The organism is Duganella sp. GW821-FHT07F09 (assembly GCF_059418705.1).
In genome coordinates this window covers 15,199-36,304 of sequence record NZ_JBWKQJ010000012.1, presented here as the reverse complement: position 1 = coordinate 36,304, position 21,106 = coordinate 15,199, and the positions used below count along the sequence as shown (strand labels likewise).

Sequence of the window (21,106 nt, the reverse complement as noted above, 5' to 3'; positions counted from 1 at the left end):
CGGCGCTTGGGCGCGCCACCGCGTCAGACGGTGCGGCTGCTCGCGCGCACCACCAGCTTGGTCGGCAGTTGCAGCGACGGCGACGGCCGGCCCTCGACCAGCTCCAGTAGCGACGCCACCAGCGCCTGGCCGGCCTCGCGGATCGGCTGCTGCACGGTGGTCAGCGGCGGATGGAAATAGGTCGACAGCTCGATATCGTCATAGCCGACGACGGCCACCTGCCCCGGCACGAACAATCCATGTTCGCGCATCGTATTAATGGCGGTCATGGCCAGCAGATCGCTGCCGGCGAAGATGGCGTCGAACGGCACGCCGCGCGCCAGCAGCGTGTCGACCGCCTCGCGTCCACCCTCGGGCAAGAACGACACGGACACCTGCAACGCCGGATCGACCTCGATGCCGGCCTTGCGCAGCGCGGCGCAATAGCCCTCATAACGCTGCCCGACCTCGGGCAGGTTGATATCGCCGAAGAAGGCGATGCGCTTGCGGCCCTCCTCCAGCAAATGGGTGACGGCCAGCTCGCCGCCAGTCAGGTTGTCGCCGCCGACCGTGCAGTACAGCTGCTGCGGCAATTGCGCGCCCCACACCACGATCGGCACATGGCGCGCCGCCAGCTGGTTCAATTGTTCGTGGTGACGCCACTGGCCGATCAACACGATGCCGATCACGCGGCCGGTGTCGAACGGCCCGGCCGCCGCGTCCAGCTCCTCGGCATTGACGCGCGAGACCAGCATGTCGAAACCCTGCTCGGTGAGCGCGTCGGCGAGGCTGCCCAGCATCCCCAGGAAAAACGGATCGGACAAATGCTGGCGCGTGGTCGGGTCGTACGGGATCACCACGCCGACGGTGCGGTTCTGCTTCATGCGCAGGTTCTGCGCGCCGATGTTGATGGTGTATTTGAGCGAGCGCGCCAGCTCCATGATGCGCACGCGCGTCTCCTCGCTGACCAATTTGCTGCCGGCCAGCGCGCGCGAGACGGTCGACGTGGAGACGCCGGCCAGCCGGGCGATATCGGCCATTTGCAACCGCCGCTGTTGCGCGGAGGCGCTGTCCGCGTCGGGCGGCATCGTTTTAGGCATGGCTAACTTCGGGAATCAGGCGGTTGGCACGGTGTCTTTGAACGACTGGCGCTCCGACAATTTGTCGAACAGCTTGGCCAGGTTGGCGTGGTCGTCGCGCCAGGTGATCTCGGGGAAGCGGAACGACAGCCAGCCCAGGGTGCAGCCGACCGCCACGTCGGCCAGCGAATAGTTCTTACCGGCGCAGTAGGCCTGCTCGCCGAGCTTTTCCGACAGCGCCGCCAGGCCCAGGTCGACTTTACGCATCTGGCGCGCGATCCAGTCCTCGCTCTGCAGCTTGATCGGACGCTGGGTGCGCTCCAGGCGCGCGATGACGGCCGCGTCAATGATGCCGTCGGCCAGCGCCTCCCAGCACTTGACGTCGGCGCGGTCGCGACCGTTGGGCGGCAGCAGCTTGCACACCGGCGTCAGCGTGTCCAGATACTCGACCATGACGCGCGAATCGATCATCACGCTGCCGTCCTCCATGACCAGGGCCGGCACCTTACCGAGTGGATTGACGGTACTGATGGTCGTATCGGGCGCCCACACGTTTTCCAGCTCGAACTGGCAATCGAGCTTTTTTTCGGCCAGGACGATACGGACTTTGCGAACAAAAGGACTGGCGAGGGAACCGATTAGTTTCATGGATGCACAGAGTAGAAGGTTAGCGGACAGTATAACATCGGCGGGGTCACCGGCGGCCAATGGTAAAATCACGTTTTGCCTTCTTCAACTTCCCCTCCTCGATCATGACCACACCTGCTTACTCCACGTTGTCGGCGCTGTCGCCGCTGGACGGCCGCTACGCCGGCAAAACCGACCTGCTGCGTCCCATCCTGTCCGAATCGGGCTTCATGCACCACCGCGTCAAAGTGGAAATCTCCTGGCTGCAAGCGCTGTCGCTGGCCGGTTTCGCCGAGATCAAGCCGTTTTCGGCCGCCGGCACCGCGCTGCTCGACAAGATCGCCAACGAGTTCAAGGAAAGCGACGCCGCCCGCATCAAGGAAATCGAGGCGGTCACCAACCACGACGTCAAGGCGGTGGAATACTGGCTCAAGGAACAGGTCAAGGACGTGCCGGAACTGGTCGCCGCGTCGGAGTTCATCCACTTCGCCTGCACCTCGGAAGACATCAACAACACCTCGCACGGCATGATGCTCAAGGCCGCCCGCGACGGCGTCATGCTGCCGTCGCTGCGCAACGTCATCGCCCGCCTGACCGAGATCGCCATCGCCAACGCCGACGTGCCGATGCTGTCGCGCACCCACGGCCAGACCGCCAGCCCGACCACCTTGGGCAAGGAGATGGCCAACGTCGTCGCCCGCCTGCAGCGCGCCATCAAGCGCATTGAGCAGGTCGAGATCCTCGGTAAAATGAACGGCGCGGTCGGCAACTACAACGCCCACCTGTCGGCCTACCCGTCGTTCAACTGGGCGGCGTTCTCCAAGGACGTCATCGAGCAGCGCCTGGGCCTGGTGTTCAACCCGTACACCATCCAGATCGAACCGCACGACTACATGGCCGAACTGTTCGACGCCTTCGCCCGCGTCAACACCATCCTGCTGGACCTGAACCGCGACATCTGGAGCTACGTCTCGCTGGGTTACTTCAAGCAAAAGACCAAGGCCGGCGAAATCGGCTCGTCGACCATGCCGCACAAGGTCAACCCGATCGACTTCGAAAACTCCGAAGGCAACCTGGGCCTGGCCAACGCCGTGCTCAAGCACCTGTCGGAAAAACTGCCGGTCTCGCGCATGCAGCGCGATTTGACCGACTCGACCGTGCTGCGCAACATCGGCGTCGGCTTCGGCTACACCTTGCTGGCCTACGACAGCTGCCTGCGCGGCCTCAACAAGCTGGAAGTGAACCACGCCCGCCTGGCCGCCGACCTCGACGCCAACTGGGAAGTGTTGGCCGAGCCGGTGCAAACGGTGATGCGCCGCTACGGCATCGAGAATCCGTACGAGCAATTGAAGGAACTGACGCGCGGCAAGGGCATCTCAAAGGACGCGCTGCGCGAGTTCATCCTCGGCCTGAGCATCCCTCAGGAAGCCAAAGACCTGTTGCTGGACATGACGCCCGCCAATTACATCGGCATCGCCCCTGCTCTGGCAAAAGCCATCTAATGTAAATTAGCAATATGTCATACACTAGCCTCCGCGACGCCAGTCCCGGAGGCTTTTTTCTTGCCCTCCAGCACACGCCGCGTTTCTTTGGTATATTGGTCCTAACACGTACTACTTTCCGGAGCACCACCCCATGCAACGCTATACCAAGACGGCAATGCTGCTGCACTGGCTGATCGCGCTGATGATCGTCTCGGCCTTCTTCCTCGGCCTGACGATGGTCGCCATTCCCGGCTTCACGCCGACCAAGCTCAAATACTTCTCCTGGCACAAATGGCTGGGCGTGACGGTGCTCGCGCTGGCCGCGGTCCGGCTGCTGTGGCGCCTGGCGAACAAGCCGCCGGCGCCGCTGGTGAGCATCCCGCCGTGGCAGCACAAGGTCGCCGACGGCGTCCACTACCTGCTGTATTTCCTGATGTTCGCCGCGCCGATCTCCGGCTACCTGTACGGCAGCGCGGCCGGCGTGCCGGTGGTCTACCTCAAGCTCGTCACCTTGCCGGCGCTGATCGGACCGGACCCTGAACTTAAGGCAATTTTAAAAACCGTTCATTATGTTTTGGTCATGACGATGGCGGGCGTTGTGGTCGCCCACGCGCTGGCCGCGCTGAAGCATCACTTTATCGACCGGGACATCACGCTCAAGCGCATGCTGCCCTAATCCCCACCCTACCGGAGCCACAATGAAAACCATGAAAAAAATCGCCCTCGTCTCCCTGATGGGTGTCGCGCTGGCCGCCAGCGCCGCCGTACTGAAGACCGACCCGGCCAAGAGCTCGGTCTCGGCCACGTTCAAGCAAATGAACGTGCCGATCGAATCGAAGTTCAAGAAATACACGGTCGCCATCGACTACGACGCCGCCAAGCCGGACGCCTCCAAGGCCACGGTCGAAGTCGAGACGGCCAGCCTGGACATGGGCGATCCGGAGTACAACAAGGAAGTGGCCAAGAAAGAATGGTTCAACTCGGCACAGTTCCCGAAAGCCACTTTCGTCTCGAGCGCCATCAAAAGCGCCGGCGCCGGCAAGCTCACCGTCACCGGCAAGCTGACCATCAAAGGCAAGGCCACCGACATCACGTTCCCGCTGACGGTCAAGACCGAGGGCGGCAAGCAAGTGTTCGACGGCGCGCTGCCGATCAAACGCCTGACGTACAACATCGGCGAAGGCGAATGGAAGGACACCAGCATGGTGGCCGACGACGTCACCATCAAATTCCACGTAGTAGCAGGCCAATAAGCAATTAATCGATAAGTTCGCAATAAGTTCTACACCTATCCACCCAGGGAGACCCACCGCATGAAACTGCAGATTTTGATCGCCACCTTGCTGGCCGCCTCGGCCACGTCCGCCATCGCCGCCACCTACAACATCGACCCGACGCACACCTTCCCGAGCTTCGAGGCCGACCACATGGGTCTGTCGGTATGGCGCGGCAAGTTCAACAAAACCAGCGGCACCGTGACGTTGGACGCCAAGGCCAAGACCGGTTCGCTGGACATCGCCATCGACCCGGCCTCGATCAACTTCGGTTTCGACAAGATGGACAGCCACGCGCGCGGTCCGGACATGTTCAACGTCGAGAAATTCCCGACGATCACCTACAAGAGCAAATCGTTCAAATTCGACGGTGACAAGCTGGTCGGCGTCGACGGCGAACTGACGATGCTGGGCGTGACCAAGCCGGTCGCGCTGAAGGTCGACAAATTCAAATGCATCATGCACCCGCGCTACAAGAAGGAAGTGTGCGGCGCCGACGCCTCGGCCGAGTTCAAGCGCACCGATTTCGGCCTGAACTACGCCACCCCGGCCTTCGCCCCGGAAGTCAAACTGGCGATCCAGATCGAAGCCATCAAAGCCGACTAAACCGTCGGGGTCAAGTCTGTCATTCGGACACGAGCTCATGTCCGAATGACAGACTTGACCCCGTTTTGCTATGAATTGAATTTTGGAAGCGCGGCGCTATCGACGAATTTCAAATTAAAGAATTGCACCAACCCCAGAATTTTGTCGTAGTCGGCACTTTCAACAACGAACACACTGATACTGTCTGAAAAATCCATATCCAAAGCGACCAATCGCTTATTCGCGTTTAGCTTGAGCAACTGGTTTTCGATAAATTCAGCATAATCAGCCCAATTCCCCCTATCGAAATCAGGCTCGCCGATCTCGATGTCCATGTCGTCAAGCACATCCACGACGGCTTCAAAAATCTCGTCCCCCTTGTCGCCGGACACCCCAAAGCCACTGACGGCCCAGGATAATGCGCACGCGAACAAATCTTCAGCTAATTTGGGGTCGGTTAGCGCGCGCTCATACGTCTCGGCCAACCATGCGTAATCGGGAAACGCTGCGATATACGCGCCGGGATCGGTCAACGCCATCAATAGCGTGGGCACCGACTCTTCCACGTCCTCGGGTTCGGCGTAGTGGCAACTCAGCATTTCGATGATGTCGCGGCAATTGTGTTCGACGTGTTCATTCATAGCGGTTTGGACTTTTCTGTTGAGTGCATACATGCCAGCGGGCTTCGCTACCGGCGCCATAACGAGAATTGATTATAAGGCAACTACGATCGGCTCTGGCACACGGATGAGCTCGTGTCCGAATGACAGACTTGACCCCGCAGTTGCTTTTCAGATCGTCAAAATCTGGTTGACGTATACGGCAATGCTGCGGATACTCTCAGCGCTGTCCCACGTCACCACTTTGGAAACGATATAAATGCATAAGACTCTGATCGCGCTCGCCATCCTGAGCACTGCCGCCCATGCCGACGAAGGCATGTGGATGCCGCAACAGCTGCCACAAGTGGCTAAGGAATTGAAAGCCGCCGGCCTCGAACTCGACCCCGCCAATCTGACCAAGCTGACCGAGTTTCCGGCCGGCGCCATCGTCAGCCTGGGCGGCTGCTCGGCGTCGTTCGTGTCGCCGCAAGGCCTCGTTGCCACCAACCACCATTGCGTCTACGGCAGCGTGGCGCATAATTCGACGCCGGAACGCAATCTGCTGGCCAACGGTTTCCTGGCCAAGAACTTCGGCGAGGAATTGCCGGCCGCCCCCGGCAGCCGCATCTTCGTGACCAAGGCCGTCACCGACGTGACCAAACAGGTGGTCACGCCGGCCGTCGCCAAACTGAGCGGCAAGAAGCGCAGCGATGCGATCGAGAAAAACAGCAAGGCCATCACCGCCGAGTGCGAAAAAGACGCCGGCCACCGCTGCACCGTGTCGTCTTTCTATGGCGGCCTGGAATTCTATCTGAGCAAGCAGCTCGAGATCCGCGACGTGCGCCTGGTGCACGCGCCCCCTGAGGGCGTCGGCAAGTTCGGCGGCGATACCGATAACTGGATGTGGCCGCGCCACACCGGCGATTACGGTTTCTACCGCGCCTACGTCAGCAAGGACGGCAAGGCCGCCGACTACAGCAAGGACAACGTCCCCTACGTGCCGCAGCATTACCTGAAACTGGCCAAGGAAGGCAGCAAGGAAGGCGATTTCATCATGGTGCTGGGCTACCCCGGCCGCACCAACCGCCACCGCCTGCCGTCGGAAGTGGCCTTCACCTTCGACTGGAGCTATCCGGCCTTCGTGAAAACATCGGCCGAGAACCTGGCGACCATCGCCGCCATGACCAAGGATGACAAGGATACCGCGCTGAAGTACGCGTCCCAGGTGGCCAGCATCAACAATTACTACAAGAACCGCCAAGGCATGCTGAACTCGTATGCCAACAGCGATATGCTGGCCCGCAAAACGGCCGAGCACGAAGCGCTGAAGACCTGGATCAACGCCGACGCCGCCCGCAAGAAGGAATACGCGTCCGACATCGAACTGGTCGAGAAGCTGATCGCCCAGCGCGACGCCGAGACCAAACGCGACTACTACCTGTCGACATCCAAACCGCGCCTGCTGAACACGGCGCGCGTGCTGTACCGCCTGGCCAACGAGAACGCCAAGCCGGACGTCGAGCGCAAGTCCGGCTATCAAGTGCGCGACGTGCCGCGCATCAAGTCCAGCGTGGCCGCGCTGCTGCGCAACTACGACGAGAAGGTCGACAAGGCGCTGGTCATGAACAGCCTGACCAAGTACGCCGCCCAGCCGGCCGCGCAGCGCAGCGCCGCCTTCGACGCCGTAGTCGGCATCAAGGACGGCATGAGCCGCGCCGACCTGCAAGCGGCGCTCGACAAGCTGTACGCCGGCAGCAAGCTGGGCGACGCGGCCGCCCGTACCGCCTGGCTGGACAAGAAGCCGCAGGACTTCAAGTCCAGCGACGACGCCTTCGTCAAGGCCGCCGTGGCGCTGTACGACAACGACCTGAAAGAAGAAGCGGCCGAGGAGGAACTGGGCGGCAAACTGCAACAAGCCTACGGCAACTATATGAAGGCCAAGATCGCCTACATGAACAGCCAGGGCCGCGCGGTCTATCCTGACGCCAACAGCACCCTGCGCGTGACCTTCGGCAAGATCGCCGGCCGCGATCCGGGCGCCGATGGTTCTAGCTGGAAAGCCTTTACCACCGTGGCCGGCGTCGCCGCCAAGGCCACCGGCGAAGGCGAGTTCAACGCGCCGAAGGCGCAGCTGGATGCGATCAAGGCCAAGGACTTCGGCAAGTATGTCGATCCGGTGCTGAAGTCGGTGCCGGTCGCCTACCTGGCGACGCTGGACATCACCGGCGGCAACTCCGGCTCGGCCGCGCTGAACAGCAAAGGCGAGTGGATCGGCCTGGCCTTCGACGGCACGCTCGATTCGATCATCTCGGATTGGGACTTCAACAAGGCGATGACGCGCGACATCCAGGTCGATCTGCGCTACATCCTGTGGAACATGAAACACGTCGACCACGCCGACAATCTGCTGAAGGAAATGAACGCCGAGTAATTCCTGGCGGCCAGACGAAACCACGCCCCGGCAACGCGGCGTGGTTTTTTTTGCGGCTGCGGTACAGTAGCATTTCCATTCCCCCCATCAAGACCAGGAGAAGTCATGCCCGCCAAAAAAGTCGCCGTAGTGATCGGCAGTCTGCGCAAGGAGTCGATCAACCGCAAGTTCGCCCACGAACTGATCGCGCTGGCGCCGCCGTCGCTGGAGTTCAACATCGTTGAAATCGGCGAGATGGCCCTGTACAACGAGGATCTGGAAGGGAAGGATGTTACGCCGCCGCAGGCGTGGACCCATTTCCGCCAGCGCATCAAGGAGGCCGACGCCGTGCTGTTCGTCACGCCCGAGTACAACCGCTCGGTGCCGGCGCCGCTGAAGAACGCCATCGATATCGGCTCGCGCCCGTATGGCGACAGCGCCTGGAGCGGCAAGCCGGCCGGCGTGGTCACCGTCTCGCCGGGCGCGGTCGGCGGCTTCGGTTCCAACCATCATCTGCGCCAGTCGCTCGTGTTCCTCGACATGCCGGTGCTGCAACAGCCGGAGGCCTACATCGGCAACGCCGGCGGCCTGTTGGGCGACGACGGCAAGATCAACAACGACCGCACCAAAGAGTTCCTGAAGAAATTCGCCGACGCCTTCGCGGCCTGGGTGGAAACCAACGCCAGGAAGTAGTCAGCGCCGAATTGCCCTGAACGCGTAACCGGCCACCGTCAGCGCGGCCGGCTTGTCGGCCGCCTGCGCCGCGTGCAGCGGCAACAACTGCGGCCCATCGCGCGCCGGCAACAGCGCCAGGTCGACGCCAGGCAGGCGCAACGACAGTCCTTCGATCTCGTCGGCGGCTAGCGCCGCGCAGCTGACGTACAGCCGGTACGATGTGCGGCGGTTGCCCATTTCCAGCACAAACCCCGCCACATGCGCCGTTCCCGGTTGACCGGGCATGGCCGTCACCCTCAGCCAGGTCTTATCCTTGCTCTTCGCTTTGCCCTTGCGCAGATGCAGTGCGTCCCAGGTTTGCAACGGATAGTAGTGCGGGCCGTCGTTCCTGCCGGGCGCAGGCGATGGCAGCGGCATGGGCGGGACCGTCGCGCTGGCGGACGGCTCCACCAGGATCACCGGCAGCCCGCGCAAAGCGGCCAGCGGCGCCAGTCCGCCATAACGTCCCGCGCTGGCAGGTGTCACCAGCACCAGGTCGACCGGCGGCCAGTCGCGCACCGCCTCGGCGCTGTAGGCATCGGCGTCCGCGCCCACCGTCAGCAGGCGCAGTCCCTGGAAGCGGACCAGCGCCAGTCCCTTGCCGACCAGCTGCACGCTGCCCTGGGCCGGTCCGACCACCGCCACCCCTCCGGCGGATTTCACATCGATCACATAGCGCGGCCCGATCTGCGCCAGCCCCGCCCTGCACACCAGCGCCAGCAGCAAAGCGACCAGCACCGCACCTTGTCCACTCGCGTTCCACATCGCTGGCTCCTGGTTCATGACGAGAATTCCAGTAGACCATCACCCCAATTTATTTCCTTGAACCAACTCAACCGGTCTTCGCCAGCGGCCTGCCCCCGCTCAAAAAGCGGGCACGAATGATACAATCGCGCCCTCGACAGCACGCCGATGCGCTCACAAGGCGTGGCGCGCAATTTCACATCGTTCCTCTGAGATCCAGACTGCCATGCACCCAGATATGCCGACGCCTTATGAAAAAGGCAATCAAAATCAAACCACCCTGTGGACCGAATGTATCGCGTTCTACGAGGAGCTGGCCCAGCGCTTCCCGCAGGTGCTGCGGTTTGAACAGATCGGCGTGTCCGACGGTGGCATCCCGGTGCACGCCGGCATCGTCAGCCCGGACGGCGTGTTCGACCGCTCGCAGATCAAGGCCGAGGGCCGCACCGTCTTCTTCAACAACAACGGCATCCACCCCGGCGAACCCGAGGGCGTGGACGCCTGCATGGCCATCGTGCGCGACCTGTGCTTCGATCCGGCCCGCCTGGCGGCGCTGGGCGACGCCGTGCTGCTGTTCGTGCCGCTCTACAACGTCGACGGCGCACTGAACCGCGCCAACACCTCGCGCGTCAACCAGGACGGCCCGGAGCAGTTCGGCTTCCGCGGCAACAGCCGCCACCTGGACCTGAACCGCGACTTCATCAAGTGCGACACGCTCAACGCCCGCCTGTTCAACCAGCTGGTGACCAGCTGGGATCCGGACGTCATGGTCGACACGCACACGTCGAACGGCGCCGACTATCCGTACACGATGACCCTGATCCACACGCAGGCGGACAAGCTGGGCTACGGCCTCGGCCCCTTCCTGCGCGAGACCATGCTGCCGCACATCTACGCGCAGATGGAAGCGAAGGGCTGGCCCACCTGCCCCTACGTCAACCCGGTCAAGGACAGCCCGGACGACGGCATCGCCGAATTCCTGGAAGTGCCGCGCTTCTCGACCGGCTTCGCGGCCCTGCACCACGTCATCGGCTTCATGCCGGAGACGCACATGCTCAAGCCTTTCAAGGACCGTTACGACTCGATGCGCGCGCTGCTGGACGTGACGCTGGCCTTCACCGTCGCCCACGGCGAACAAATCCGCGCGCTGCGCGCCGACGCCAAAGAGCAGGCGGCCAACGCCAGCGCATGGACCGTCAACTGGAAAATGGATGAAACCAATCCGTCGACCTTCCGCTTCAAGGGCTACGCCGCCAAGCGCAGCGCCAGCCTGCTGGGCAACTACCAGCGCCTGTCCTACGATCGCAGCGAGCCGTGGGAAAAGGACATCGCCTACTACAACAGCTTCGTGCCGGCGGCCACCGTGCGTGCGCCGAAGGGCTACATCGTGCCGCAGGCTTGGCGCGAAGCCATCGAGCGCCTGCAGTGGAACGGCGTCGAGATGGCGGCCTTCGACGAAGCGTCGACCATCGAGGCGCAGTACTATCACATCGCGTCCGTGACCTCGCGCCCGCACGCCTACGAAGGCCATATGTACCACGACGCCGTGGAACTGGAAGCGCGCACCGGTAGCTTCACCGTGCAGCCGGGCGACTGGTTCATCCCGCTCAAGCAGGCCAACGCCCGCTACGCCGTCGAGACCCTGGAACCGCAAGGCCACGACTCCTTCTTCCGCTGGGGCTTCTTCAACAGCGTGCTGGAAAAGAAGGAAGCGTTCTCCGACTACGTGTTCGAAGACCTGGCGCTGGAAATGCTCGAAGCGGAGCCGGAACTGAAGGCCAAGTTCGAATCGTGGAAGGCCGCCAATCCGGCGCTGCTGTCGGACCAGGAAAAGGTGTTGGGCTTCATCTTCGAAAACGGCAAGCGCCACGCGGAGCCGGAATGGCGCCGTTACCCGGTGCTGTCGGTCTTCTAAAGACAGCCTGATAAATTAACTTCGCGTTCCCCGTGCGCGCGGCGGCGATCCCGCCGCGCGCACATGAGCATTTGAGCACCCGCTGCCCACAAGGTCACAGCCATGCACTACGCACTCAATCTGCGCACTTTCTTCTACAGCCATTATTTTTATCTTGGGCTGCGCTTCGCCGCGGGCCTGGTCGGCGTCACCCTGATCACCTTGCAGTTCGCCGACATGGCCACCGCCATGACGGTCTGTATCGGCGCCCTGTGCACCGCGCTGATGGACATGCCCAGCCCCCTGCGCCACAAGTTCAACGAGATGAGCGCCTCGGTGCTGCTGTGCAGCGCCGTCACCTTGCTGATCAGCCTATGCGCGCCGCTGCACTGGCTGTTGATGACGATGCTGGTGATAATCAGCTTCCTCGCCTGCATGATGGTCGTCTACGGCAAAAAATCGATGCCGCTGCAACTGGCCACGCTGTTCATCATGACCATGTCGATGGAACACTCGATGACGGTCAAGCAGTCGTTCATCCACACCGGCTTGTTCACGCTGGGCGCGGTGGCTTATCTCGCGTACGCGATGGGCATCTCGTGGATACTGCGCCACCGCATCAAGCAGCAGGTGCTGGCCGAGGCGCTGTTCGAGCTGGCCGCCTACATCGACATCAAGGCCGACTTCTACGACACCCGCTACAACCTGAACGAACAATTCAACAAGCTGGTGCGCCATCAAAGCGTGCTGGCCGACCGCCAGCAAGCCTCGCGCGACCTGATCCTGCGCGCCCACCAGAACAGCAAGGACGCCATCGTCGTGCAGGTCCACGTCTGCATGCTGGACCTGTATGAGCTGATCCTGTCGACCCACACCGACTACGCGCAGCTGCGCATGCACCTGGCCGATTCGCCGGTGCTCGCCACCTTGCACGACCTGGCCTACAAGGCCGCGCGCGATATCGAATCGGTGGCGTACGACGTCACCCGCAAGAAGGCCTCGTATGCGGAGATCAGCTACACGCCGGAGCTGGACGCCGTGGAGGCGGAACTGGCCGCGATCCAGCGCCGTATCGACGAGGGCAAGCCGCAGCAGGAAGCCTTGGCGGTGCTGCGCGCCCAGCGCAACAAGATCCGCGCCATCATCAAGATGATCGGCGAGCTGCATCAGGCCAGCCAGAAAGCCTACGACACCACGCCGTTCTGGGTCGATGCCGACATGGGGCCGTTCCTGTCGCAGCAAAAGTACGAGCTGCGCATGATCCTGTCGCACCTGCGTATGGATTCGCCGATCTTCCGCTTCTCGCTGCGGGTGGCGATGGCGATCTCGGTCGGCTTGGCGGTGGCCGCGTGGCTGCCGTACGCGGCGCACAGCTACTGGATCGTGCTGACCATCGTGATCATCCTCAAGCCCAGCTTCAGCATGACCAAGCAGCGCCGCAGCGACCGCATCATCGGCACCGTCATCGGCTGCGTGATCACCGCGCTGGTGATCCGCTACCTGAACCACCCCGCGTTCATCCTCGGCATCCTGGTGCTGGCGACGGTGGCCACGCCCACCTTCATCTACCTGCGCTACCGCTACGCCGCCATCGCGGTCAGCATCATGATCCTGCTGCAGATGCACCTGATCGCGCCGGGGAACAATGACCTGATCATGGAGCGCCTGGTCGACACCTTCATCGGCGCGGCGGTGGCGACAGCCTTCAGCTTCGTGCTGGCCAACTGGGAATACCAAACCCTCCCGCGCCTGATCCGCGAAGTGCTGGACGTGAACCTGCGCTACATGCAGGCCAGCTTCGATCTGCTGCAAGGCAAAGGCAAGGACGATTTCGCCTACCGCATCGAGCGCAAACGCTTGATGGACAGTCTCGCCTCGCTCAGCTCGGCGCTGGTGCGCATGCTCGACGAGCCCTCGAGCAAGCAGCGCGCGGTGGAAGACATCAACCTGTTCATCGTGCAAAACTATCTGCTGGTGGCGCACGTGGCGGCCTTGCGCTCGATCCTGCGCCGCCATGTGACGGAGCTGCCGAAAGAGCCGGTCAACGCCATGCTGGACGAGAGCCATGCTCAAGTGGTCGGCATCCTGTCGCAGGCGCTCGACCGGCATGCGGTCCAGACGCCGGCGCCTATGCCTGCGCTGGCGCCACCGGCGCCGGCCCACGGCGCAGCCGACACCACCGCCGTGCCGTGGTCGGGCTGGCCTTTGGTGCAGCGCCGCATCCGCCTGCTGCAGGCCGATGCGGCAAAAATCATCGTCCACAGTGAAGCCATCGTCCGCAACGTCGCCTAACACTGCTACCATGGGGCGATGAGTTCTTCATCCGCCCCATTCAGCACCCGCGACCTCGCTTCGGCCCTGGCCGTGGTCCTGATCTGGGGCACCAACTTCGTGGCGATGAAGATCGGCCTCAAGGACCTGACGCCATTCCAGCTGGGCGCCGCCCGCTATGTGTTCGCGGTGCTGCCGCTGATCCTCATCGTGCGTCCGCCCAAACTCCCCGTCAAATGGATCATCGCCTATGGCCTGTGCCAGGGCGTCGGCCAGTTCGGACTGCTGTTCCTGTCGCTCAAGGTCGGCATGTCGGCCTCGCTGGCGTCGGTCATCCTGCAAACGCAGGTGTTCTTCACCGCCCTCTTCGGTTTCGTCTTGCTGCGCGAGCGCGCCAGCCGCGCCTTGAAGGGCGGGTTGCTGCTGGCCGCCGTGGGGCTGGTCTGCTTCGGCATGAACTATATGGAACCTGGCCACGCGGGCGGCACCACCGCCGGCGGCTTCGTGCTGACATTGATGGCGGCGGCGATGTGGGCCGCCTCCAATATCGTCGTGCGCCGCGCGCAGCAAGCCACGCCGGAATTCGACGTGGTCAGCTTCATGGTCTGGTGCAGCCTGGTGCCCATCCTGCCGTTCATCGGCCTGTCGCTGGTGTTCGACGACCCGGCCACCCGTTGGCACTGGACCGGCGCGCCGTGGACCACCTGGGCCTCGGTCGCCTACCTGGGCTGGATGGCCACCATCCTCGGCTACGCCATGTGGACCCGGCTCCTCAAGCGCCACCCGGTCAACCGCGTGGCGCCGTTCAGCCTTGGGGTGCCGGTGGTCGGCATCAGCGCCGGCATGCTGCTGCTGGGCGACGTCGTCACCGGCTGGCAATGGGCCGGCATCGCGCTGATCGTGCTGTCGCTGATGTGCACCATGTTCGGCGGCCGCTGGCTCGATCGCCGGAGCTGACCCGCGACCGCGCTAGCCGAAGCAGACGCGGTTGCGGCCCGTCTGCTTGGCGCGGTACAGCAGCGCATCGGCCTTTTGCAGCATGGCCTCCGCCGTCCCCGCCGCCAGGTCGGCATACACGCCCATGCTCATGGTGACCTTCAGATCGGGATGGACCTCGTGCCACGGGAAGTGCTCTATCATGTGGCGCAGCTTGTCACACAGCGCCGCCGCCTGCGGCAGCTCGGTCTCCGGCAAGGCCAGGACGAATTCCTCGCCGCCGTAGCGCGCCACCAGATCGCTCAGGCGCATGTGGCTGCGCAGGATCTCGCCAACGTGGCGCAGCACGGCGTCGCCGGTGGCGTGAGAGAACTGGTCATTGATCTTTTTGAAGAAGTCGATATCCCCGATCACCATCGTGAATGGCTGCTTGTGACGCACCGCGTGGCTGAACAGCGTGGTCGCCCTTTCGTCGAAATGGCGGCGGTTATGCAGCTTCGTCAGCGCGTCGCGCACGCTCAGCTCACGCATTTGCTCGGCCTGCGCCAGGATGGTCTGGTGCGAGGCCTGCAATTCCTCGTGCGTGCGGGCCAGCTTCTCGCTCATGTCGTTGAAGGCGCTGGCCAGCGTCGCCACCTCGTCGCGGCCCTCGACCGGCACGCGCTGCAGCAGCGAGCCGCCATGCATCGCCCGCACCGCGCCGGTCAGATGGCTTAACTTGCGGCTCATGCCGCGACTGAGCAAAACGCCCAGCAGCAGCGCCAGCGCGGCGGCGCCGGTCACGCCGGCCAGCAGCGCCTCGCGCATCGCCTGCAGATACTGGAGTTCCTGTTTGCTCGGCGTGATCACGCCTTCCGGCGAGACGTAGGCGACAACGCGCCCGTCCACCTCGATCGGCCGCGCATTCTTGCGCGCGGCGGGCGGCAGCGCCTCGCCATGGCGGTACACGCCGGCCCCCAGCAGAACGCGGAAGTCCTGATCCGCGAGGATGAAGTGGAACGGCGGCTCGCCATTGGTGCGCGGCGGTGGCGGGCGGCGGCCGACCGGCGGCGCCTGTCCCGGCAACGGCGCTTGCGGCAGGCGCGCGTTGGCGTCCGGCGGACCGTCCGCCTCCGGTTCGCCGCCGGGCTCGGGCCTTGGCCCCTGGTCCGCGCCACGCCCGTCATCCGGCCCTTGCCCGCCGGGCGGCGGACGCCGATCCCCGCGCAGATCCTGGTAGCGCCGCATATAGTTGTCGAAGGGTTCGACGGCGATCGCCGCCTGCCAGCTGCCGTAGGCGTGCAAATATCCGCTCACGGCGGTGTAGAAGTGCTCCGCCGCCCGCTCTCGCCGAATGGTGTCGACTTTCTTGGTCATCCCCACATAGGCGAGCCCGCCGACCATCGCCACCGCCGCCAATCCGGTCAACAGCAGTGCCAGCATGAATTTCGTACGCAGGGACATCCCAACTCCATCCAATTATTGCCAATAGGACAGCAATAATAGCCCAAGGCAGTGTAGCCCCGAAAAAAAACCACAATAAAAAGTTACCGTTCAGAACGAATGTTTCATAGGCAAAACACTTGGTTATACAAAATTTGAATGGCACGTATCATAAATTAAAATTTTTTTTATTTCTGAAAGCGCCGCATACTGCACTGCATCAAACGAACATTTACAAGGAGCTCCTCATGAACTCGACCACTTTCAACACTCACACCAACGCCAACTACGCGGGCAATGTGGCCAACGCCGTACGTCAACTGTTCGCCGCGCTGTTTGCACGAAAGCCAGTCGCAGTGACGAGCGAAGCGACTGCGGAACCCGTAGAGGTAGCCAGCTGGTGGATGAGCAGCGCCGCTAAAGACCTGGAAGCCCGCTCGCCTATGCTGGCCGTCGAACTGCGCTACATCGCAGCCCGCTTCGGCTGATCGCGGTATCACACAATTATTTAAGGGGAATCACATGCTGACCATTATCGAAAACCTGCCTGCCGCTATCGCCGTGTCCGGCCTCGTACTGCGCCTCTATCTGGGTGCCCGTCCCGGCAAAGACGCCGAATAAGCCGTGCCCGCCGCAGCAAAAAGCCCCGGCCGCTAACGCGGAGCCGGGGCTTTTTAGTTTTGTAGTTGTTCGGTGTATTCCATGCTCGCCCATCCGCCTCCGTCATTGTTCTGACAAATCAAATCGATATCCGCTATCAGCATAGCGCATATCTCCATCACTCCCGGCGGCGCGTCACAGCCACTATTGCCATTCACACATTCCAATGACCGAATGCTGCTTCCTCATGAAAAAAATCCTCACAGAATTATTGCCACTCAGAACTGATGTTTCATAGGGAAAACATCAAGTTATACCAAAAACTAATGGCGACTATCACAAATCAAAATTTTTTTTATTTCTGAAAACGGCGCATACTGCACTGCATCAAACGAACATTGAACATTTACAGGAGCTTCTCATGAACTCGACTACTTTCAACACTAACACCAACGCCAACTACGCAGGCAATGTCGCCAACGCCGTACGTCAACTGTTCGCTGCGCTGTTTGCCCGGAAGCCAGCCGCTGTTGCAGAAGCGACCACCGAACGCGCCGATGAAACCATCTGGTGGCTGAGCAGCACCGCTAAAGACGTGGAAGCCCACTCGCCTAACCTGGCCGCCGAACTGCGCTACATCGCAGCCCGTTTCGGTTAATCGCGGTTCACTCAACTAACTACTCACTGGAGAATCACCATGCTGACCATCATTGAAAACCTGCCTGCCGCTATCGCCGTAACCGGTATCGTACTGCGCCTGTACCTGGGCTCGAAGCCAACCCAAGACGCAGAATAAGCCGTGCGCGCCACAGCAAAAAGCCCCGGCCGCTAACGCGGTGCCGGGGCTTTTCAGTTTGTAGCGGATAGTCTAAATAAGTTATTTCAGCAGATTCAATTTCGAATTGCGCATTCCATACAGGAAGTAGGTCACGACGGCGGCCGACATCCAGATGATAAAGATCGTGTAAGTCGTCAGCGACAGACCGAACATCAGATACAGACAGGCGCTGATACTCAGGCCCGGCACCACATACGGGCCGAACGGCACACGGAAGCCCTTTACGCCCTTACCGTTTTCCTTCTTGCGCATCACCGGCACCGCCAGCGACACCACGATGAAGGCCGTCAGCGTACCCATGCTGACCATGTCCCACAGGAAGGTCGCATCAACAAAACCCGCCACCAGACCGACGACGATGCAGACGATCAAAGTGTTCTGCACCGGCGACGCCGTCTTCGCATTCACTTTCTGGAACGATTTCGAAATCAGGCCGTCCTTGGAGATCGCGTACAGAATCCGCGTCTGGCCGTAAATCGTCACCAGGGTCACGCTGAACACCGAAATCACCGCGCCCGCCGCCAGCACCAGCGCCGGCCAAGTCTTGCCGGTGACGTTTTGCAGGATCACCGCGAGGCCGGCTTCCTGGCCGGCGAACTTCGACGCGGGCTGCGCGCCCATGGCCGCCACCGCCACCAGCATATAAAACACCGTCACGATCGCCAGCGCCGACAGTATGCCGATCGGCACGTTGCGCTTGGGGTTGCGCACCTCCTCGCCGGCCGTGGCGACGGTGTCGAGGCCGATGAACGAGAAGAACACCGTGGCCGCCGCCGCCGTCACCCCGGCCATGCCGGTGTAATGCACGCCGTTGTCGGGGCTGAAGAACGGATGGAAGTTGTTGATGTCAAAACCCGAAAACGCGATGACGATGAAGAAGATCAGGATCGCCAGCTTGATCAGCACCATGATGGCGTTGGTCGTGGCCGATTCCTTGGTGCCGCGTATCAGCAACAGGCCGCAGAACACGACCAGCATGATAGGCGGCAGGTTGACGTGGCCGCCGCGTATCTCAATGCCGTGCGCGGTGGAGACGATCATCGGCGAACGCAGCATCTCCGGGATGTGCCAGCCGAAGGCGTTGTTGAGGAAGTTGTTCAGGTAATCGGACCAGCCGATGGCGGTGGCGCTTGCCGCCAGCCCGTATTCGAGCAGCAGGCAGGCGGCCATGATGAAGGCGGCGAATTCGCCAACGGTCGCATATGCGAACGAGTACGACGAGCCCGACGCCGGTATGCGGAACGACAACTCGGCGTAGCACAGCGCCGTCAGGCCGGCGGTGATGGCGGCGATCAGGAAGGACAGGATGACGGAGGGGCCGGCCTTGGGCACGGCTTCGACCATCGTGAAGAAGATGCCGGTGCCGATGGTGGCGCCGACGCCGATCATCGTCAGCGGGAACAGGCCGATCGAGCGGTGCAGGCCATTGCTGGTTGGGGTGTGCTCAGCTGGTAAGTGTTCAACTGTAGTATCGACCGGCTTGGTACGGGTCAGTTTCTGGACCAGCGATTGGTTCACAGGCTATCCTTGTGGGAGATGTGTGGGCGAAAATAGGGGCAAAAAAACTAAGCGATTATAGGGCTTTCCAGCCCCATCGCCACAAAGTAATTTGTGCCACAAATACAACTTTATTCGCACTCGCCACCAAGGCTTGGTTACAGTTGCTTACTTTTGATACAGGCCGACGTATAGATTGGATACTGGACGCACGCTAATCTTAGTCAACATTACAGTCTGACAAGAAGGAGTATCCATGCCGGTTCAAAAAATCCCTACCGTCTCGCGGCGTTTTCATCCGGTCGTCGGCGCGGCGGTCGCCGTGTTGGGCGTCGCCGCGACGATTCTGGCGGTGCTCATCGCGCGTAATTAAAGGATATACGAGATACCACGGATACACGTAGGGCGGATCAGGCGGAACGCCGTAATCGGCCATTTATGGGCCGCCGACGACTCATACATGGCCGATTACGCTTCGCTAATCCGCCCTACGTGATATGCCGGTTTATTCGACGCCCTGGCCGTCAGGCTATTTCGTTGATGTTGCCGCCGATTTTGCTGGGGTCCGAGGCGCTCTCCGATGGATGCGAGATGCTGTAGACCAGCTCCTCCTGCTGCGACACGGTGCCGTCCTCGTTGGTGTCGGCCGCCTCGTAGGTCTTGGTGGCGCTGCTGGCGGCGCTTGCCCCGCCACCACCTCCCGACCCTTGCGCCTTGCCGCCTCCTTGCGCGGCGGGCGCGCCGCCTTCGGCAGGACGTGGCGGCGCAAAGTCGCCGCTTTTGATCGCCGTCTCCAGATCCGTCTTCGTGATCGAACCGGTCTTCTGCTTATCGATCGCGTCGAACTGCTTGGCCGCGTCATCGGCAGACACGCCTTTCGACTCCAGGCCGGAAACGAATTCCTCCTTCTTTACCTTGCCATCCTTGTCGGCATCCATCTCGCCGAACACCTTGTTGGCGAGACGCGCCGCACCCTTGGCAGGGTCGAACGCCTGCGCGCCGGGGCTTCCCGAAATACCGCTGATTGCTGTCGTCATAGTGCTTACTCCATAGTTAAGGACAATGCTGTACCTGTTAACGTACTTAATCGTCCAACTATGAGTGCGCGGAATGTAAAGGGAGGTAAAGCGGCGTTAAGACGAAGGGGTCAATCGACCCGAACCACCATCAAGCCAGCCCGCAGGCCGACCCGGACATCGGGATTGGGAAACACCACCAGCTCCTCCGGATGCTGGACGGTGTAAACGGTGTCGCCGTCGCGGGCGATCTCCTCGCCTTGCTTCAGCGCCGTGAAGTTGTGCGTGTCCTTCCCGAACGCCATCTGGAACTTGTCGCTCAACTTGATGATCTGGCGCGCCGTGTTGAAGACATGCGGAGCTTGTTTCGCTTCGCGCTTGGGCGCGCCGCGCAGCAGATCGTCCAGCGCCAGCGAGGCGTCGGCGAATTGCGCCAGATCGTTCTGGCCCAGGGTACCGATGCGCCCCAGCTCCACCGTGGTGCCGGCGGCGCCATGATGCTCGGCCGAGTAATAGCTGTAAGTGCCGACCGAGGCCGGATTCATGATCACCGCGCCGATACCGGCAAGGCCCAACCATTCAATCAACGCGCGCCGCGTATGCTCGGCGATGATCTCGGGGACGATGGCGAAGGTCGGGTACACCGACGGCCGAATGGCCGTGTGCAGGTCCAGATGCCAGCGCACCGGCCCCGCGTCGCTGAAAAAGGCCGTGGTGGCGGCGATCATCACGTCGGCACGCGTGGCTTCGGCGGTGCCGGCCAGGGTGCCGCGTTCGGCGCGGAACATGCGGTTCAAGTCCGCGTCGATAAAGCGCTTGCCGGCGCGGATGGCGCCGATGTTACCCACGCAGAGCATCAGATTGACTGCCAGCGCCTGCGGTTGCCGCGACAAGGCGTCCAACAGGTAGGCGACCATCTCGATCGGCCCGGTCTCGTCGCCGTGCACACCGACGGAGATCAGCATCGCGGGACGGTCGCCCGCCCCCTTGATGGTGAGGATGCCGTCGGCCGGCTGCGTGACAGCGAAGCCGGCAGCCGAGAAGCGCCGCGCCACGGCGCTGAAATCGGCTTCGGCGAGCGCACGCACCGCCTCCGGTAAAGCTGTCGGCAAAGCGTCGATACGCTCGCTCATA

Annotated in this window: 19 protein-coding genes; 11 read left to right on the top strand and 8 right to left on the bottom strand. The window is 62.2% G+C overall.

All coding sequences use genetic code 11. The annotated features are described in order from the left end of the window. Positions 1–23: 23 nt before the first annotated feature. Both AC07P1_RS27055 and AC07P1_RS27050 read right to left on the bottom strand, forming a co-directional pair. Positions 24–1,079, bottom strand: coding sequence for a LacI family DNA-binding transcriptional regulator (locus AC07P1_RS27055; RefSeq protein WP_494698751.1), 1,056 nt, complete (start codon positions 1,077–1,079; stop codon positions 24–26). 15 nt (positions 1,080–1,094) lie between these two features. After that, complete coding sequence (locus tag AC07P1_RS27050; protein WP_494698750.1) at positions 1,095–1,706, bottom strand: glutathione S-transferase N-terminal domain-containing protein; 612 nt, start codon at positions 1,704–1,706, stop codon at positions 1,095–1,097. Between the two features lie 104 nt (positions 1,707–1,810). On the opposite strand from AC07P1_RS27050, the gene purB reads away from it, so the two are divergent. The 4 genes from purB (at position 1,811) to AC07P1_RS27030 (ending at position 5,049) form a co-directional block, all read left to right on the top strand. Next, the gene (gene purB / locus AC07P1_RS27045) at positions 1,811–3,187 is read left to right on the top strand and encodes an adenylosuccinate lyase (protein ID WP_494698944.1); all 1,377 of its coding nucleotides are present in this window, start codon (positions 1,811–1,813) and stop codon (positions 3,185–3,187) included. A 133-nt stretch (positions 3,188–3,320) separates the two neighbouring features. Then, positions 3,321–3,845 carry a cytochrome b gene (locus tag AC07P1_RS27040; protein ID WP_494698749.1) on the top strand — a complete coding sequence of 175 codons (525 nt, stop codon included), beginning with the start codon at positions 3,321–3,323 and terminating at the stop codon, positions 3,843–3,845. A 22-nt stretch (positions 3,846–3,867) separates the two neighbouring features. Beyond that, on the top strand, positions 3,868–4,422 hold the full coding sequence (locus tag AC07P1_RS27035) for a YceI family protein (protein WP_090324967.1): 555 nt from the start codon (positions 3,868–3,870) through the stop codon (positions 4,420–4,422). 60 nt (positions 4,423–4,482) lie between these two features. Then, entirely contained in the window at positions 4,483–5,049 is a 567-nt protein-coding gene (locus AC07P1_RS27030; protein ID WP_494698748.1) for a YceI family protein, read from the top strand. A gap of 68 nt (positions 5,050–5,117) precedes the next feature. Here the strand turns inward: AC07P1_RS27030 and AC07P1_RS27025 are convergent, their stop codons facing one another. Beyond that, on the bottom strand, positions 5,118–5,669 hold the full coding sequence (locus tag AC07P1_RS27025) for a hypothetical protein (protein ID WP_363499917.1): 552 nt from the start codon (positions 5,667–5,669) through the stop codon (positions 5,118–5,120). A gap of 238 nt (positions 5,670–5,907) precedes the next feature. Here AC07P1_RS27025 and AC07P1_RS27020 point away from each other — a divergent pair, with 238 nt between their 5' ends. Together AC07P1_RS27020 and AC07P1_RS27015 are read left to right on the top strand one after the other, a co-directional pair. Then, entirely contained in the window at positions 5,908–8,061 is a 2,154-nt protein-coding gene (locus AC07P1_RS27020) for a S46 family peptidase (RefSeq protein WP_494698747.1), read from the top strand. 105 nt (positions 8,062–8,166) lie between these two features. Further along, complete coding sequence (locus AC07P1_RS27015) at positions 8,167–8,733, top strand: NADPH-dependent FMN reductase (RefSeq protein WP_494698746.1); 567 nt, start codon at positions 8,167–8,169, stop codon at positions 8,731–8,733. Here AC07P1_RS27015 and AC07P1_RS27010 read toward each other — a convergent pair whose 3' ends face one another. Beyond that, entirely contained in the window at positions 8,734–9,537 is an 804-nt protein-coding gene (locus tag AC07P1_RS27010; protein WP_494698745.1) for a hypothetical protein, read from the bottom strand. It lies immediately after the preceding gene. Between the two features lie 187 nt (positions 9,538–9,724). On the opposite strand from AC07P1_RS27010, the gene AC07P1_RS27005 reads away from it, so the two are divergent. The 3 genes from AC07P1_RS27005 (at position 9,725) to AC07P1_RS26995 (ending at position 14,620) form a co-directional block, all read left to right on the top strand. Beyond that, positions 9,725–11,413, top strand: a complete 1,689-nt coding sequence (locus tag AC07P1_RS27005; protein WP_494698744.1) for a M14 family zinc carboxypeptidase — start codon at positions 9,725–9,727, stop codon at positions 11,411–11,413. 102 nt (positions 11,414–11,515) lie between these two features. Continuing rightward, positions 11,516–13,684: an FUSC family protein gene (locus AC07P1_RS27000; RefSeq protein ID WP_494698743.1), complete on the top strand. Its 2,169-nt coding sequence runs from the start codon at positions 11,516–11,518 to the stop codon at positions 13,682–13,684. Between the two features lie 18 nt (positions 13,685–13,702). Continuing rightward, on the top strand, positions 13,703–14,620 hold the full coding sequence (locus AC07P1_RS26995; RefSeq protein WP_494698742.1) for an EamA family transporter: 918 nt from the start codon (positions 13,703–13,705) through the stop codon (positions 14,618–14,620). A gap of 12 nt (positions 14,621–14,632) precedes the next feature. On the opposite strand, the gene AC07P1_RS26990 is transcribed toward AC07P1_RS26995, so the two are convergent. Beyond that, positions 14,633–16,042, bottom strand: a complete 1,410-nt coding sequence (locus AC07P1_RS26990; protein ID WP_494698741.1) for a sensor domain-containing diguanylate cyclase — start codon at positions 16,040–16,042, stop codon at positions 14,633–14,635. A gap of 227 nt (positions 16,043–16,269) precedes the next feature. Here AC07P1_RS26990 and AC07P1_RS26985 point away from each other — a divergent pair, with 227 nt between their 5' ends. Together AC07P1_RS26985 and AC07P1_RS26980 are read left to right on the top strand one after the other, a co-directional pair. Next, positions 16,270–16,509 carry a hypothetical protein gene (locus AC07P1_RS26985; protein WP_494698740.1) on the top strand — a complete coding sequence of 80 codons (240 nt, stop codon included), beginning with the start codon at positions 16,270–16,272 and terminating at the stop codon, positions 16,507–16,509. 533 nt (positions 16,510–17,042) lie between these two features. Continuing rightward, positions 17,043–17,279 (top strand): hypothetical protein, encoded by a 237-nt coding sequence (locus AC07P1_RS26980; RefSeq protein WP_363499897.1) that lies wholly within the window; start codon positions 17,043–17,045, stop codon positions 17,277–17,279. 219 nt (positions 17,280–17,498) lie between these two features. Here the strand turns inward: AC07P1_RS26980 and AC07P1_RS26975 are convergent, their stop codons facing one another. The 3 genes from AC07P1_RS26975 to AC07P1_RS26965 all read right to left on the bottom strand — a co-directional run bounded on the left by AC07P1_RS26975 (position 17,499) and on the right by AC07P1_RS26965 (position 21,105). After that, positions 17,499–18,977 (bottom strand): APC family permease, encoded by a 1,479-nt coding sequence (locus tag AC07P1_RS26975; RefSeq protein WP_494698739.1) that lies wholly within the window; start codon positions 18,975–18,977, stop codon positions 17,499–17,501. A 503-nt stretch (positions 18,978–19,480) separates the two neighbouring features. Further along, the gene (locus AC07P1_RS26970; protein WP_494698738.1) at positions 19,481–19,993 is read right to left on the bottom strand and encodes an EF-hand domain-containing protein; all 513 of its coding nucleotides are present in this window, start codon (positions 19,991–19,993) and stop codon (positions 19,481–19,483) included. A 110-nt stretch (positions 19,994–20,103) separates the two neighbouring features. Next, entirely contained in the window at positions 20,104–21,105 is a 1,002-nt protein-coding gene (locus AC07P1_RS26965; protein ID WP_494698737.1) for a succinylglutamate desuccinylase, read from the bottom strand. Position 21,106: the final 1 nt, after the last annotated feature.

Coding starts and splice junctions, on each gene's coding strand:
- AC07P1_RS27010 (WP_494698745.1), bottom strand. CDS start 9,537: ATGAACCAGGAGCCAGCGATGTGGAACGCGAGTGGACAAGGTGCGGTG.
- AC07P1_RS27030 (WP_494698748.1), top strand. CDS start 4,483: ATGAAACTGCAGATTTTGATCGCCACCTTGCTGGCCGCCTCGGCCACG.
- AC07P1_RS27035 (WP_090324967.1), top strand. CDS start 3,868: ATGAAAACCATGAAAAAAATCGCCCTCGTCTCCCTGATGGGTGTCGCG.
- AC07P1_RS27005 (WP_494698744.1), top strand. CDS start 9,725: ATGCACCCAGATATGCCGACGCCTTATGAAAAAGGCAATCAAAATCAA.
- AC07P1_RS26995 (WP_494698742.1), top strand. CDS start 13,703: ATGAGTTCTTCATCCGCCCCATTCAGCACCCGCGACCTCGCTTCGGCC.
- AC07P1_RS27025 (WP_363499917.1), bottom strand. CDS start 5,669: ATGAATGAACACGTCGAACACAATTGCCGCGACATCATCGAAATGCTG.
- AC07P1_RS26985 (WP_494698740.1), top strand. CDS start 16,270: ATGAACTCGACCACTTTCAACACTCACACCAACGCCAACTACGCGGGC.
- AC07P1_RS26970 (WP_494698738.1), bottom strand. CDS start 19,993: ATGACGACAGCAATCAGCGGTATTTCGGGAAGCCCCGGCGCGCAGGCG.
- AC07P1_RS27050 (WP_494698750.1), bottom strand. CDS start 1,706: ATGAAACTAATCGGTTCCCTCGCCAGTCCTTTTGTTCGCAAAGTCCGT.
- AC07P1_RS26980 (WP_363499897.1), top strand. CDS start 17,043: ATGAACTCGACTACTTTCAACACTAACACCAACGCCAACTACGCAGGC.
- AC07P1_RS26990 (WP_494698741.1), bottom strand. CDS start 16,042: ATGTCCCTGCGTACGAAATTCATGCTGGCACTGCTGTTGACCGGATTG.
- AC07P1_RS26965 (WP_494698737.1), bottom strand. CDS start 21,105: ATGAGCGAGCGTATCGACGCTTTGCCGACAGCTTTACCGGAGGCGGTG.
- AC07P1_RS27000 (WP_494698743.1), top strand. CDS start 11,516: ATGCACTACGCACTCAATCTGCGCACTTTCTTCTACAGCCATTATTTT.
- AC07P1_RS27040 (WP_494698749.1), top strand. CDS start 3,321: ATGCAACGCTATACCAAGACGGCAATGCTGCTGCACTGGCTGATCGCG.
- AC07P1_RS27055 (WP_494698751.1), bottom strand. CDS start 1,079: ATGCCTAAAACGATGCCGCCCGACGCGGACAGCGCCTCCGCGCAACAG.
- AC07P1_RS27015 (WP_494698746.1), top strand. CDS start 8,167: ATGCCCGCCAAAAAAGTCGCCGTAGTGATCGGCAGTCTGCGCAAGGAG.
- AC07P1_RS27020 (WP_494698747.1), top strand. CDS start 5,908: ATGCATAAGACTCTGATCGCGCTCGCCATCCTGAGCACTGCCGCCCAT.
- purB (WP_494698944.1), top strand. CDS start 1,811: ATGACCACACCTGCTTACTCCACGTTGTCGGCGCTGTCGCCGCTGGAC.